General features: G+C 73.8%; 12 protein-coding genes and 1 pseudogene. 10 read left to right on the forward strand and 3 right to left on the reverse strand.

What is annotated here, in order from left to right; genetic code table 11:
• Nucleotides 1-23: 23 nt before the first annotated feature.
• The 5 genes and pseudogenes from Ae150APs1_RS28285 to Ae150APs1_RS32325 all read left to right on the forward strand — a co-directional run bounded on the left by Ae150APs1_RS28285 (nucleotide 24) and on the right by Ae150APs1_RS32325 (nucleotide 4,838).
• Nucleotides 24-1,190 carry a hypothetical protein gene (locus tag Ae150APs1_RS28285; RefSeq protein WP_075301386.1) on the forward strand — a complete coding sequence of 389 codons (1,167 nt, stop codon included), beginning with the start codon at nucleotides 24-26 and terminating at the stop codon, nucleotides 1,188-1,190.
• Nucleotides 1,191-1,203: 13 nt separating this feature from the next.
• Complete coding sequence (locus Ae150APs1_RS28290) at nucleotides 1,204-2,091, forward strand: nitrilase-related carbon-nitrogen hydrolase (protein WP_075301388.1); 888 nt, start codon at nucleotides 1,204-1,206, stop codon at nucleotides 2,089-2,091.
• Nucleotides 2,079-3,159: pseudogene (gene ugpC / locus Ae150APs1_RS28295) on the forward strand (sn-glycerol-3-phosphate ABC transporter ATP-binding protein UgpC). The gene Ae150APs1_RS28290 and the pseudogene ugpC overlap by 13 nt, the downstream one beginning before the upstream one ends.
• A gap of 97 nt (nucleotides 3,160-3,256) precedes the next feature.
• Nucleotides 3,257-4,522, forward strand: a complete 1,266-nt coding sequence (locus Ae150APs1_RS28300; RefSeq protein ID WP_075301390.1) for an HNH endonuclease signature motif containing protein — start codon at nucleotides 3,257-3,259, stop codon at nucleotides 4,520-4,522.
• Nucleotides 4,523-4,619: 97 nt separating this feature from the next.
• The gene (locus Ae150APs1_RS32325) at nucleotides 4,620-4,838 is read left to right on the forward strand and encodes a hypothetical protein (RefSeq protein WP_170918150.1); all 219 of its coding nucleotides are present in this window, start codon (nucleotides 4,620-4,622) and stop codon (nucleotides 4,836-4,838) included.
• On the opposite strand, the gene Ae150APs1_RS28305 is transcribed toward Ae150APs1_RS32325, so the two are convergent.
• Together Ae150APs1_RS28305 and speB are read right to left on the reverse strand one after the other, a co-directional pair.
• Entirely contained in the window at nucleotides 4,820-6,247 is a 1,428-nt protein-coding gene (locus tag Ae150APs1_RS28305) for a sodium:solute symporter (RefSeq protein ID WP_075301392.1), read from the reverse strand. The genes Ae150APs1_RS32325 and Ae150APs1_RS28305 overlap by 19 nt on opposite strands.
• Before the next feature lie 8 nt (nucleotides 6,248-6,255).
• Entirely contained in the window at nucleotides 6,256-7,197 is a 942-nt protein-coding gene (gene speB, locus Ae150APs1_RS28310; RefSeq protein ID WP_010223879.1) for an agmatinase, read from the reverse strand.
• A gap of 98 nt (nucleotides 7,198-7,295) precedes the next feature.
• Between speB and Ae150APs1_RS28315 the strand changes: the two genes are divergently transcribed.
• A complete protein-coding gene (locus tag Ae150APs1_RS28315; protein WP_170918151.1) occupies nucleotides 7,296-8,864 on the forward strand; it encodes a PucR family transcriptional regulator in 1,569 nt (522 codons plus the stop codon).
• A 13-nt stretch (nucleotides 8,865-8,877) separates the two neighbouring features.
• On the opposite strand, the gene Ae150APs1_RS28320 is transcribed toward Ae150APs1_RS28315, so the two are convergent.
• Nucleotides 8,878-9,654, reverse strand: coding sequence for an IclR family transcriptional regulator (locus Ae150APs1_RS28320; RefSeq protein ID WP_010225965.1), 777 nt, complete (start codon nucleotides 9,652-9,654; stop codon nucleotides 8,878-8,880).
• A 148-nt stretch (nucleotides 9,655-9,802) separates the two neighbouring features.
• On the opposite strand from Ae150APs1_RS28320, the gene Ae150APs1_RS28325 reads away from it, so the two are divergent.
• Genes Ae150APs1_RS28325 through Ae150APs1_RS28340 form a run of 4 tightly spaced genes read left to right on the forward strand, consistent with a single transcriptional unit; the run spans nucleotide 9,803 to nucleotide 13,810 of the window.
• A complete protein-coding gene (locus tag Ae150APs1_RS28325) occupies nucleotides 9,803-10,654 on the forward strand; it encodes an isocitrate lyase/PEP mutase family protein (RefSeq protein WP_212567271.1) in 852 nt (283 codons plus the stop codon).
• A 2-nt stretch (nucleotides 10,655-10,656) separates the two neighbouring features.
• A complete protein-coding gene (locus Ae150APs1_RS28330; RefSeq protein WP_170918152.1) occupies nucleotides 10,657-11,925 on the forward strand; it encodes an aconitase family protein in 1,269 nt (422 codons plus the stop codon).
• Entirely contained in the window at nucleotides 11,922-12,452 is a 531-nt protein-coding gene (locus tag Ae150APs1_RS28335; RefSeq protein ID WP_075301394.1) for a 3-isopropylmalate dehydratase, read from the forward strand. The genes Ae150APs1_RS28330 and Ae150APs1_RS28335 overlap by 4 nt, the downstream gene beginning before the upstream one ends.
• 38 nt (nucleotides 12,453-12,490) lie before the next feature.
• Entirely contained in the window at nucleotides 12,491-13,810 is a 1,320-nt protein-coding gene (locus Ae150APs1_RS28340; protein WP_010225973.1) for an MFS transporter, read from the forward strand.
• Nucleotides 13,811-13,823: the final 13 nt, after the last annotated feature.

Consider the following 13,823-nt stretch of genomic DNA (forward strand, 5'->3'; position numbering starts at 1 on the left):
ACGTCACGATCGGGAGCACTGACATGCACGACACGGTGGTCGGCCCGGACGAGATCGTCCGGCGCACCGTCCGGCACGCCGACTGGGTCCCGTGCAAGGCAGCCTTCATCGACTGCCGCACGCCCGGGTCCGACTGGAAGGACAACTACTCCTTCATCGGCCCCGGCGTCACCCAGAACGCGTCGCAGCACGTGAACCTGCGCGAGCCGCACGGGTTCAACCTCGGTGCCGCGGGCATGCCGAACGGCACCACGAACAGCCTGCACCTGCACTTCACGGCCGAGGTGTTCATCAACTTCGGTGGCGACTACCTGCTGCGGTGGGGGCCGGACGGCACCCAGGGCGAGTACCGCAGCGTCGACGGCGACATCGTCTCGGTGCCGCCGTGGATCTTCCGCGGCTTCACCAACGAGGGCCCGGACGAGGGCATCCTGCTCACCGTCCTGGGCCGCGACGACACCGGCGGCATCATCTGGGGCCCGACCGTCCTGGAGAACGCGGCCGGGCACGGGCTCTACCTCACCGCCGACAACCGGCTGATCGACACGGTGGCGGGCGACGAGGTCCCCGACGACGTCGCGCTGATCCGGCCGATGGCCCAGGCCGAGATCGACAAGCTCGACGTCTACACCGCGGAGCAGTTCCGCGGCCGCGTCGTGCACGAGGCCGACCGCACCTGGGTCGACGAGCCCTACCTCTGCTCGCGGGTGCCGGGCGGGGCCGCCGAGCTCAGCCCGGTGATCGGGTACGGCACGGTCGAGAGCCGCACCGCCGTGCCCCGGCTCGCCGAGCCGCACGGCTTCAGCCTGGCCTGGCTGCGCGCCGAGCCGGGGGAGGGCGTGCTCACCCACCGGCACGACGCGACCCAGGTCCTCACCGCGAAGGCCGGGCGCTGGGCCGTCACCCTCAACACCGGCGACGACGAGCGCACCGTCGAGATCGGACCGTTGGACACCGTGTCGGTCCCGCCCGGTGCGTGGCGCTCGGTCCGCCTGCTCGACGCCGGCCCGGGCCGGTCCGCGACGTCCGGCACCGGCGAGCTGCTGGTCGTCACCGGTGGCGACGGGCGGGTCCGTCCGGAGTGGAGCGACGACGTCGTCGCCGGCGCGCGGGAGCGCGGCCGGATGCTCGATGCCGACGGCTACCTCGCCCCCGCGGCCGTCCTCGCGTTCGCGACCGAGGACGACTGAGGGCCCGGCACCGATGGACGCGGCGACCACGGAGCGACCGACCGGCCCGGTCACGGTCGCCGCGTGCCGGATCCCGGCCCGGATCGACCGCCCCGACCCTGCGATCGCCGAGCGCAGCGTGCGCGAGGCGGTCGCGGGCGGGGCCCGGCTCGTCGTGCTGCCGGAGCTCGCGGTCTGCGGCTACGCCTTCACCGACGCGGCCGAGGCGCGCGCGGCCGCCGAACCGCTGGACGGGCCCACCGTCGGACGGTTCGCGCGGCTGACCGCGGAGCTGGGCTGCGTGCTCGTCGCCGGTCTGGCCGAGCTCGCACCGGACGGGCGGGTGTACTCGAGCGCCGTCGTCGTCGAGGGGGGTGAGCTGCGCGCCGCCTACCGGAAGGCCCACCTGTGGGACCGGGAGGCGGAGCTGTTCTCGCCCGGCGACGCCCCGCCGCCGGTGGTCGCGACCGCGGCCGGGCGGATCGCCCCGATGGTCTGCTACGACCTGGAGTTCCCGGAGTGGGTGCGGGCCGCGGCCGAGGCCGGCGCCGAGATCGTCGCCGCACCGGTGAACTGGCCGTGGCGGCCCATCCCGGACGGGCAGCACCCGCTGGAGGTCGCCAAGGTCCGGGCGGCCGCCGGGGCCTACCGGGTGCACGTCGTCGCCGCCGACCGCTGCGGCACCGAACGCGGCGTCGCCTGGTTCGGCGCCGGCGTCGTCTGCGGGGCCGACGGCCACCTGCTCGCCGGACCCGGCGGACCACCGCCGGGGGAGCCCGGCGTGCTGTACGCCCGGCTCGACCCGGCCGGGGCGCGGGACAAGCGCCTCGGCCCGCACAACCACGCCCTGCGCGACCGCAGGCCCGAGCTGTACCGCGAGACCGTCCCCCCTCCGGAAGGAGCACCACTATGGCCGGCGTGACCTACGACGCGGTGACCCGTCGGTACCCGGGATCCCCCCGGGCTGCCGTCGACGCCCTCGACCTCGAGATCGCCGACGGCGAGTTCCTGGTACTCGTCGGGCCGTCCGGCTGCGGCAAGACCACCTCGCTGCGGATGCTCGCCGGCCTGGAGGACATCGACGGCGGCCGGATCCGGATCGGGGACCGCGACGTCACCGGTGTCGCACCCAAGGAACGCGACATCGCGATGGTGTTCCAGAACTACGCGCTGTATCCGCACATGTCGGTCGCCGACAACATGGGGTTCGCGCTGAAGATCGCGGGGACGCCGAAGGCGGAGATCGCCCGCCGGGTCGCCGAGGCGGCGCGGATCCTCGATCTCGAGCAGTACCTCGACCGCAAGCCGAAGGCGCTGTCCGAAGGCGCTGTCCGGCGGCCAGCGCCAGCGGGTCGCCATGGGCCGCGCGATCGTGCGCCAGCCGCAGGTGTTCCTGATGGACGAGCCGCTGTCCAACCTGGACGCCAAGCTGCGCGTCCAGACCCGCACCCAGATCGCGTCGCTGCAGCGGCGGCTCGGCGTCACCACCGTCTACGTCACCCACGACCAGGTCGAGGCCATGACGATGGGGGACCGGGTCGCCGTCCTGAAGGACGGGCTGCTGCACCAGTGCGCCCCGCCCGGTGAGCTCTACGACCGCCCGGCGGACGTGTTCGTCGCCGGCTTCATCGGGTCTCCGGCGATGAACCTGCTGACCGTGCCGGTGACGGGCGACGGGATCCGGCTCGGCGACGTTCCGGTGCCGGTGGAGCGGGACCTGCTGGCCGGGGCCGGGGAGCGCGTGACCGTCGGTGTCCGGCCCGAGGACCTGAAGCTCGCCGACGAGGGCCTCCCGCTGGAGGTCGACCTCGTCGAGGAGCTCGGTGCCGACGCCTACGTCTACGGCCGCACGCGGATCGACGGCGCCGAGCACGAGCTGGTGACCCGGGTCGACGGGCGCCGTCCCCCGGCCCGGGGTGGCACCGTGCACCTGGTGCCGGATCCGGAGCGCACGCACCTGTTCGGCGCGGACGGGCTGCGGCTGGGCTGATCCCGCCGCGTGCACCGGGCCGGCCCGCCGTCGTCGGTGGGATGGGGGGCGAACGATTACTAGCGGCTCGAACATGTGTTCGAGTACGATCGACGACATGACCGCGGTCCAGGAACCTCCACGCACCGGCCTGCCTGCCGGGGATCCGGGGTTCCCGCAGGTCGATCTGGCGCTGGTGCAGCTGGCGGTGGAGCAGGCCGCGCAGGACGACCTGTCCGGTGTGTCCGAGGCGGAGTTGATCGATCAGATCCAGCAGCTGGAGTCGGTGCAGCACTCCCTCGCGGCGTTGCATGCGACCCGGGTGCGGGCGTTCGCCCGGCTCCATGTGGAGAACGGCATCACCGCTGGACAGACCGACCCGGATCGGCTGCAGCGCGGAGTGGTGGCCCAGGTCGGATTGGCCTGCCGGGTCTCACCGACCGAGGCGCGGCGCCGGGTGAGCGTCGCCCGGGATCTGCACGACGGTCTCGATCACGTCCGTGGGCTGTTCGGCGCCGGTGAACTGAGCGCGGCGAAGGTGGCGGCGGTGGTGAGCGCCTGCTCGGATCTCGACCGCGCCGAACGTGCCGCGGTGGATGTTCGTCTGGCCGGCCACGATCTGACCCGGCTCGGGATCCGGCGATTGCAGGACCTCGCACGCCGCTTCGCCGCCGAGGTCGTGCCGGAGAAGTTCCTCGCTCGGGTCGAGTCCGCCCGCGCCGAGCGCCGGGTCACCCTGCGCCCGGCACCGGACGCGATGACCTTCCTGACCGCGTATCTGCCGGTCGAGCAGGGTGTGGCATGTCTGGTCGCGCTGAACAAAGCCTTCACCGAAGTGTCGGTGAACCCCGCACCACTGACCCGGACCCGCGGGCAGGTCATGGCCGACACCCTGGTCGAGCGCCTCACCGGACAGGCGATGGCGACCGATGTGGATGCCGAGGTCCAGGTCGTGGTGCCGATCGAGGCGCTGCTGGACCCTGACTCACCACTCCCGGCGGAGATCCCCGGCCACGGCCCCGTCCCGGCTGAACTCCTCGCCACGAGCGAGGGGAGGAAGACCCTGCGCCGCCTGATCACCTCCGACGGTGTCGTGATCGGCGGTGACTCCCGTCAGCGCACGTTCACCGGATTGCTGGCCCGGCTCGTGCGGGCGCGGGCGGGGAATCGGTGTACCGAGCCGTACTGCGATGCCCCGGTGCGGCATATCGATCACATCCGGCGGGATGCCGAGGGTGGGGCGACCGACCTCGACAACGGGAGGGGTGTGTGCGAGTTCCACAACCATGTCCGGGAGCAGGCGGGGTGGCGGGTGGCCCGTGGGCCGGACGGCAGGGTGCGGACCACGACCCCGACCGGACACACCTACCTCGCACCCGGCTGAGAGACGACGGGGGAGTCGGTCATGCCGGTTCTATCGATCTCGCCATGTCAGTGGCGACAGCGTCACCGCCGCTTCCGCGACACGTCGCGCGGTCCCGGTGGTCAATGCCGCTCGCCACCCCGAGTACGTACTCGCGCGCCGGCGGATGCACGACGACGGGCGACTCCCGCACCTGCGGGCAGGTGACGCCGTCGAGCGTGCGTACGAACGGTGGACCGGACTCGGCCGGCCGGACCACGGCTCGGTCGAGCTCCTCGCCACCCCGGACGGGCTGACGATCGACGACGGGCGTCCGCGTCACCCCGAGTCCGGCTGACCCACCCGCGTCCGCCCGCTGCGGCGCTCCCACTCAGCCCGGACGTCGTCGCCGGTCGGGCGGGTCAGCAGGGACACCACGACGAACACGACCAGCCCCGACCCGATCCCGGCGAACACCGGCTCGTTCGCGTAGAGGTCGCCGAGGGCCAGCATCGTCCCGAGTGTCGCGACGGTCCCGGTCGCCATCGCGGCCAGTGCCCCGGCGCGGGTGGCGCGCCGCCACACGAGCCCGCCGAGCACCGGCACCAGCAGACCGCCGACGAGGATCCCGTAGGCGAGGGTGAGTGCGGCGACGACCTCCTGGAGCAGGCAGGACACCGCGATCATCACCACCCCGAACCCGGCGACCGCCCACCGGTTCCCGGCGAGTTCGTCGTCGCCGGACGGCCGGCGGAACCGGCCGACCAGGTCCTGGTTGAACACGGTCACGGTCGCCAGCAGCGCACCGCTGGAGGTCGACATGACCGCGGACAGCGCCGCGGCGAGCACCAGGCCGGCGGCGACCGGGGGCATCGCGGCCTCGACGATCGCGGCGAACGCGTCGTCCCGCTCGGCGAGGCCGGGGACGATCACCTGCGCGGCCGTCCCGATCAGCGCGCCCGCGACGCCGTAGGCCAGGCAGTACAGGCCCGCCCCGGTCCCGGCCCAGCGGGCGACGGCGGGGGAGCGGGCGGTGAACACGCGCTGCCAGATGTCCTGGCCGATCAGCAGCCCGAAGCCGTAGGTGACGAAGTAGGTGACGATGGTGCCGCCGCCGATGGAGGTGAGCGACAGGGCGTCGGCCGGGACCGCGGCGGCGAGGCCGTCCCACCCGCCTGCCCGCCACAGCACCATCGGCAGCAGGACCAGGAAGATCCCGACCGTCTTGATCAGGAACTGGACGAAGTCGGTGAGCGTCACCGACCACATCCCGCCGAGCGTGGAGTAGGCCACCACCACGGCCCCGCCGATCAGGATCGACGGCACCCGCTGCAGGTCCAGCAGCACCCCGAAGATCGTCGCGTAGGCGATCGTCGACGTCACCGCCAGCATCAGGGTGTACGCCCACATCACGATCCCGGCGGGCGCGCCCAGGCCGGAGCCGTAGCGGAGCTCCAGCATCTGGCCGACGGTGAACACGCCGAGCCGCTGGATCCGCGCCGAGAACAGCAGCGACAGCACCAGGATCCCGCTGCCGATGGCGACGACCAGCCACATCCCGGAGATCCCGTACTCGTAACCGAGCCCGACCCCGCCGATGGTGGAAGCTCCACCCAGGACGACGGCGGCCATCGTCCCCGAGTACAGCCACGGCCCGAGCCGCCGGCCCGCGACGAGGAAGTCGCTGCGGTCCCGGGTGCGGCGCCGCCCCCAGAACCCGAAGGCGATCATCGCGGCCAGGTAGAGGACGACGACGGCGATGTCCATGTCCCGGATCAGCCCTTCCGGTTGGCGGCCAGCACGGACAGCAGCTCGTAGGCGACGTGCGCCGCGGCGATCCCGGTGATCTCGGCGTGGTCGTACGCCGGGGCGACCTCGACGACGTCGGCCCCGACGACGTCCACCCCGACCAGGGACCGCAGCACGTGCAGCAGCTCCCGGGTGGTCAGACCACCCGCCTCCGGGGTGCCGGTGCCGGGCGCGTGCGCCGGGTCGAGGACGTCGACGTCGACCGAGACGTAGACCGGGCCGGTGCCCAGCCGCCGTCGCATCCGCTCGACGACGGCCGGGACGCCGTCGGTCTGGAACGCGTCGGTGCCGATCACCTGGAAGCCGAGGACCTCGTCGTCGGTGAGGTCGTGCTCGCCGTAGAGCGGCCCGCGGATCCCGACGTGCAGGCAGCGCTGCGGGTCGAGCAGGCCCTCCTCGGCCGCGTTGCGGAACGGCGTGCCGTGGGTGATGTCCGCGCCGAAGTAGGTGTCCCAGGTGTCGAGGTGCGCGTCGAAGTGCACGACGGCGACCGGGCCGTGGGTGCGGGCCACCGAGCGCAGCAGGGGGAGCGCGACGGTGTGGTCCCCGCCGAGGGCGAGCAGCGTGGAGCCGCCGGCACGCAGCCGGTCGGCGGCCTGCTCGATCGTCGCGATCGCCTCGCCGATGTCGAACGGGTTGATCCCCAGGTCGCCGGCGTCGGCGACCTGCTGCGCCGCGAACGGGGAGACCCGTAGCGGCGGGTGGTAGGGCCGCAGCAGCTTCGACGACGCCCGCACGTGCGCGGGGCCGAACCGGGCACCCGGCCGGTAGGAGACGCCGGTGTCGAACGGCAGCCCCAGCACGGTCACGTCGGCGCGCTCCACCTCGTCGAGCCGGGGGAGCCGGGCGAAGGTGGTGGGGCCTGCGAAACGGGGGACGGCGCTGGCGTCCACGGGGCCGACGGGCATCGGACCTCCTCGGGTGTCCTCGGGTTCCGCACACCGTCCTCCCCGGACCGGCCCGGCAGAAGTGACAGAACGTCGAACCCGGCGCGATCATGCTCGACATGACGTCCATGCCTCCGGCCGGGGTGACCCTGCGGACCCTGCTGGACGATCCGGCCCTGCGGCTGGGCCGGGCGGCGGTCGAGGAGACCGACCTCGATCTGGCGGTGTCCGCGGCGGCGGTGTCGGAGCTGGTCGAACCGGGCGTCTGGCTGGAGGGCGGGGAGCTGCTGCTGACCGTCGGGTTCCTGCTACCGACGAGCGCCGACGACCTCACCACCTACGCGCGGCACCTGCGGGCGCACGGCGTCGTCGCGCTGGCGGTCGGTCTCGGCACCGGCCTGCCGCACCGGCGGACGCCGCCAGCGCTGGTCACGGCGGCGCGCCGCACCGGGCTGCCGCTGCTGTCCGTCCCCGACGGCGTCCCCTTCGTCGCCGTCACCAAGGCGGTGTTCGCGCACCGGGACGCGGCCGAGCGCACCCGCCTCCAGTGGGCGCTCCGCACCCAGCGGGCGCTGACCGCCGCGGCCGTCAGCCCGGGCGGGGCGGAGCCGGTGCTGGCGGTGCACGCGGCGACGACCGGACGGTCGGCGGTGGTGGTGGACCTCCTCGGCCGGGTGCTCGCCGCCGCGCCGGTGGAGGGTGCGGCGGAGCTGGCCGCCGAGCTGGGACCGACGATCGGCACCGTCCGCCGGCAGGGGCTGCTCGGCGCCGCGGTCGAGGTCGGCCCGGTCCCCGGCGCCGACGACGTGCGCCGGCGCGAGGTGCATCCGCTGGGTTCCCGCCGGATCCGGGCGCTGCTGCTCATCGACGGCCCGGCCACCGGCCCGCACTCCCACCAGGTCACCGGCGACCTCGTCTCGTTGCTGTCCCTGGAACTGGAACGGCGGCTCGGCCTGGACGCGGCCGCCCGCCGGGGCCGGGAACGGCTGCTCGCCACCCTGGACCGCGGCGTGGTCGACGACGACGCCGCCGGACGCCGGCTCGCCGCCGCCGGGCTGCCCGAGACGCCGCTGCGTGCCGTGGTCGTCGCCGCCCCACGGCCGGACGAGCTCGCCGCCGACCTCGCGGCCGTCCTGCCGGACGCCCTGGTCCGGGTCGTCCCCGGCCCCGCCGACCCCGGGGACGCCGACGGGCGGGTGGAGCTCGCGGCGCCGGCCGGCGTGGACCTGGTCGCCGTGCTCGGCGCGCTCGCCGCGCACCGCCCGGCCGGGATCGGGATCGCCGTGCGGCCCGGGGCGCTGGCGGTGTCGCTGCGGCAGGCCCGCTCCGCGCTGCCGGTCGCCCGGCTGACGGGGCGGCCCGCGCACGCCGACGACGTCGCGTCCAGCCGGATGCTGCTCGCCCTGCTCGACCACGACCGGCTGCGCGCGTTCGCCGACGCCGTCCTCGGTCCGTTCGACGCCGACCCGCGGGGTGCGGAGCTCCTGCGGGCGGTCGCCGCGTTCGTCGAGCACAACGGGCACTGGGCGGCCACCGCGTCGGCGCTGGGCGTGCACCGGCACACCGTGCGGAACCGGATCGAGACCGCCGAGGGGGTGAGCGGGCGGCGGCTCGGGTCCGCGCAGGACCGGCACGAGCTGTGGCTGGCGCTGCGGGCCCGCGACCTCGGCGGTGCCGGGGCCCCCTGACCGAGCCCGCGGATCAGGCCGGCCGGGCGCCGATCGTCGTGCTGAGCCCCCGCCCGGCTTCCGCGACCGCGGCGGCCCGCGCCTCGCCGTCGGGGCCGGTGAAGTCCTCGCTGCGCCCGCCGAGGCTGACGGTCGCCACGAGCGCGCCGTCCGCCCCGAGGATCGGCGCGGCGACCGCCGACACCCCGCCCAGGTAGTCGTCCCGGCTCACCGCGATCCCGCTCGCCCGGGCCTCGTCGAGGTGCGCGGCCAGCTCCGCCGGGTCGACGTGCGTGGAACCGGTGAAGGCCCGCAGCTCGCCACCGAGCACCCGCTCGCGCAGCGCCGGATCGAACGCCGCCATCACGACCGGTGCCGCCGCCGCGTGGTACGGCAGCACCGTCCCGATCCCGATACCGGCAACGACCAGCGGTTTCCCGCCCTCGACGCGGTCGATGCAGACCGCTCCCGCGTCGGCGGGCACCATCAGGAACGCGGTGTCACCGAATCGGGCGGCGAGCTCCTCCAGGGCGGGTCGCGCCTCGGTGCGCAGGTCGAACTCGGCCAGCGCGGCGGCGCCGACGGCGAAGACCGGCATCCGGATCCGGTAGGCCCCCGCCGCGTCGCGGTGCACCCACCCGGCCTCGACGAACGAGGTCATCAGCCGGTGCACGGTCGGCTTGTTCAGCCCGCTCGCGGCCGTCAGCTCGGCGAGGGTGATCACCGGGCGGTCGGCGCCGAAGTGTTCGAGCAGACGGCAGGCCCGCAGCACCGAGCCGACGGTCTCCCGGCTCTCACCGGCCACGGTCACCTCACTGGTCGTGTCGTCGGGGCCTCAGGTTATCGAGCGGCTCGTCGATCGGTGCTGCCCGCTCGCTGCCGACGTCTTGACACATCGCCTCTCCTCCGGCCACATTTTCGGAACGCATATCGCATCACGATACACAGAGAGGTGATCAGTGGAACTGCGCGAGATGATCTCGACGGGACTCGTCCGGGCACCCGGTGTCTGGGACGGGCTGACCGCACGGCTGGCCGAGCAGGCCGGCTTCGGAGCGCTGTGTGCGTCCGGCTTCGCGATCTCCGCGGCGCTCGGCTACCCGGACGCGGAGCTGTACACGATGTCGGAGAACCTGCAGGCCGTGCGCACGGTGCGGGAGGCCAGCGCGCTGCCGGTGGTCGCCGACATCGACACCGGCTACGGCAACGCGGTCAACGCGGCCCGGACCGCGCGCCGGTTCGCCGACGCCGGGGTGGCCGCGGTGTTCATGGAGGACCAGCGCTCCCCGAAGCGCTGCCCGCTGATCCCGGGGGCCGCGGTCGATCTCGTCGACGTCGCGGAGGCCGCGGGCAAGGTCCGGGCGGTGAAGGACGCGGCCGGCGACATGATCGTCATCGCCCGCACCGACGCGCGGGGCGAGGACGCACTCCGGAGGGCCGAGGCGTACGTGGAGGCCGGTGCCGACATGATCATGCCGGTGACGAAGACGTTCTCCACAGTCGAGGAGTGGGCCCGCTGCCGGGAGGTCGCCGGCGTCCCGCTGACGGCGACCCTCACGGCGTCGGCGTGGACCGAGCGCGAGTTCACCCCGGAGGTCATGGAGCAGGTCGGGGTCCGGCTCGCGCTGCTGCCGACCCAGGTGCTGATGGCCGTCACCGGGGCCGCGCAGCGCTGCCTGCAGCGCCTGGCCGCGGGCGAGCCGCCGGCGTCGGTGAGCGCCGACGGCATGGGGCACCACGACTTCGTCGGCCTGATCGGGATGGACGAGATCGAGCGCCAGCAGCACGCCTACCTGCCCGCGGCGGTGTGACCATGGGCTCGACGATCACCGAGAAGATCCTCGCCCGGGCCGCGGGGGTGGAGTCGGTGCGGGCCGGGGAGAACCTTCCGGTCCGCCCCGACCACATGATCGCGTACGACTTCCCCGGCTACACCGACGTGATGTTCCGGCAGATGCACGACGACTTCGGCATCCGCGAGCTCGCCGAGCCGGAGCGCTACGTCGTCTTCATCGACCACATGCTCACCCGCGGCGACGCCCGCGAGCAGGAGGTCCACCAGGTCACCCGGGACTGGTGCGAGTACTACGGGATCGCCCTGCACGAGGCCCGCGGGATCGGGCACCAGGTGATGGCCGAGCTCGGCTACGCCCGGCCCGGGAACTTCCTCGTCCACTTCGACGGGCACGTCTCCGGGGCGGGCGCGTTCGGCGCGCTCGGCTGGGGCGTGCGCCGCGACCTGCTGGAGGCGTGGGTCTCCGGGCAGATCTTCCTCGACGTCCCGGCCACGACCCGGTTCGAGCTGACCGGGGAGTTCCGGCCCGGCGTCGACAGCCGGGACCTGGTGCACCGCATCATCGGCGACCACGGCGCCGACGGCTGCGCGCACCAGGTGATGGAGTTCGGCGGGCCGGGCGCCCGGGCGATGCCGATCGACCAGCGGCAGGGCCTGTGCGGCATGGCGATGTTCACCGGCGCGGTGTCGGCGGTGTTCGAACCGGACGAGGCGGCACTGGAGTACGCCCGCCGGACCGGCGCCACGGATCTCGTGCCGCAGTCGCCGGACCCGGACGCGGAGTACCGGGCCGTCCACCACTACGACCTGTCGACGATCACACCGCAGGTGGTCCTGCCCGGCTCGGCCCGTTCCGCGCACACCCGCGACGCCGCCGACCTGGACGGGACCGCGGTGACCAAGGCGTTCATCGGCTCCTGCGCGTCGGGCCGGATCGAGGACATCCGGGCGGCCGCGCTCGTCCTCGACGGCCGCCGCGTCGCGCCCGGCGTCGAGCTGAACGTCGTCCCGACCTCGGAGGCGGTGCACCGGCAGGCCGAGGACGAGGGCCTGCTCGACGTGCTCCGCGCGGCCGGGGCACAGATCGCCCGGTCGAGCTGCGACTTCTGTTTCGGCTACCAGAAGCCGTTGCAGCCCGAGGAGAACTGCATCTCCACCGGCGTCCTCAACATCTCCGGCCGGATGGGCAGCACCGCCGCCAACATCTACATGGGATCGGCGTCGACGGTCGCCGCCAGCGCCGTCGCCGGCAGCATCACCGCCGCCGGGGAGGGGACGGACCGGTGAGCGCGAAGCGCGACTACCCGCCGCCGCCCGACGTGATCACCGGCCGCGTGGCCTGGGTGTTCGGCGACGACTTCGACATCGACCTCGTGACCGGCGTCGAGAACATCAAGTCCTACGACGCCGCGTTCCTCCGCGGCGTCGTCATGCAGGCCTACGACCCGGGCTTCGCCGACCGGGTCCGGCCCGGCGACGTGATCGTCGGTGGCCGGAACTTCGGCTACGGCCACCCGCACTACCCGCCGATGGTCGCGCTGCGCGACCTCGGCATCGCCGCGGTGCTCGCCGAGTCGTTCTCGCCCGGGTTCTGGCGCGGCGAGACCTACAACGGGATGCCGTTGATCACGGTCCCCGGCATCACCGCCGCCGTGGCCACCGGCGACGACCTGAGCCTCGACTGGCGTGCCGCCGCCGTCACCCTGTCCGGCGGCCGGACGCTGCAGGGTACCCCGCCCGCCGAGCGGGTCGCCCGGGTCATCGAGGCGGGCGGCTCGCTGAAGCTGCTGCTCGCCGAGCACGCGCGCACCTGACACCCCACCACCTCGATCACCGCCGATCTGGAGCACACGTGTCCGAGACGACCTCGCCGCCCGGCGCCGGGACCTCCGCGCCGCCGTCCACCCTCTCCGCCCGCCGGGCCGCCCTCGCCGGCGGCGTGGGAACGCTGATCGAGTACTACGACTTCAGCGTCTACGCCTTCCTCGCCGTCACCCTCGGCCCGCTGTTCTTCCCCAGCGACGAGCCCGGGGTCTCCATCCTGCTCACGCTCGCCGTGTTCGGGTCCGCCTACGTCATGCGCCCGATCGGCGGCTGGTTCTTCGGCCGCCTCGGCGACCGTCGCGGACGCAAGCACGCGCTCGTCGTCACCGTCGTCACGATGGGCGTCTTCTCCGGTGTCCTCGGCCTGCTGCCGGACTTCGCGACGGCCGGCGTCCTCGCCCCGGTCCTGCTCGTGCTGGTCCGCCTCGCGCAGGGCTTCTCCGCCGGCGGCGAGATCGGCGGCGCGGCGACCTACGTCGCCGAGTCCGCGCCACCCGGGAAGCGCGGCCTGTACGGCTCGCTCACCCCGGTCGGCTCGACGCTCGGGTTCTCGGTCGCCGCCGCCGTCGTCGGCCTGGTCACCGCGTTCACGACACCCGAGCAGATGTCCGCCTGGGGCTGGCGGATCCCGTTCCTGATCGCCGTCCCGCTCGCGGTCGTCTGCCTGTGGGTGCGGGTCAAGCTGGAGGACACCGCCGAGTTCGAGTCGATGGCCGAGCGCAAGGAGGTCGTGCGCAGCCCGCTGCTCAGTGTGGTCCGGGAGCGGCCCGGTGCGGTGCTGCGGGTGGTCGGCATCGCGATCGCGATGAACGGGACCGGCTACGTCGGCCTCACGTACTTCAGCACCTACCTGATCCAGACCCAGGGGTTCGACAAGCAGGCGGTGTACTGGGCGTCGGCGATCGGCATCGCGCTGGCCTGCGCCACCTACCCGCTGGCGGGCATGCTCACCGACCGGTTCGGCCGCAAGCCCGTGCTGCTGTCGGCCTACGCGCTCTACCTGGTGATCGCCTGGCCGGCGTTCGCGCTGCTCGGGGCGACGTCGAGCATCGTGGTGGTGACGCTGGTCTACGTCGTCTACATGGCGGTCAACGGTCTCGCCCAGGTCCCCGCGTTCCCGCAGTTCACCGAGCTGTTCCCGCGCCGCGTCCGCTACACCGGCGTCGCGCTGGGCTTCAACATCGGCACGATCCTCGCCGGCGGCACGGCCCCGTACGTGTCCGCGCAGCTCGTGCAGAGCACCGGGAACCCGATGTCGCCCGCGTTCTGGGTGCTGGGCGTCGCGCTCGTCGGCGTCGTCACCGTCCTGACGCTGCGCGAGACCGGCCGGGAGCGCCTGCCGGTGTAGCGGGTACACCGGA

It is taken from the genome of Pseudonocardia sp. Ae150A_Ps1 (assembly GCF_001932315.1).
In the GTDB taxonomy this organism is placed as follows: Bacteria; Actinomycetota; Actinomycetes; order Mycobacteriales; family Pseudonocardiaceae; genus Pseudonocardia.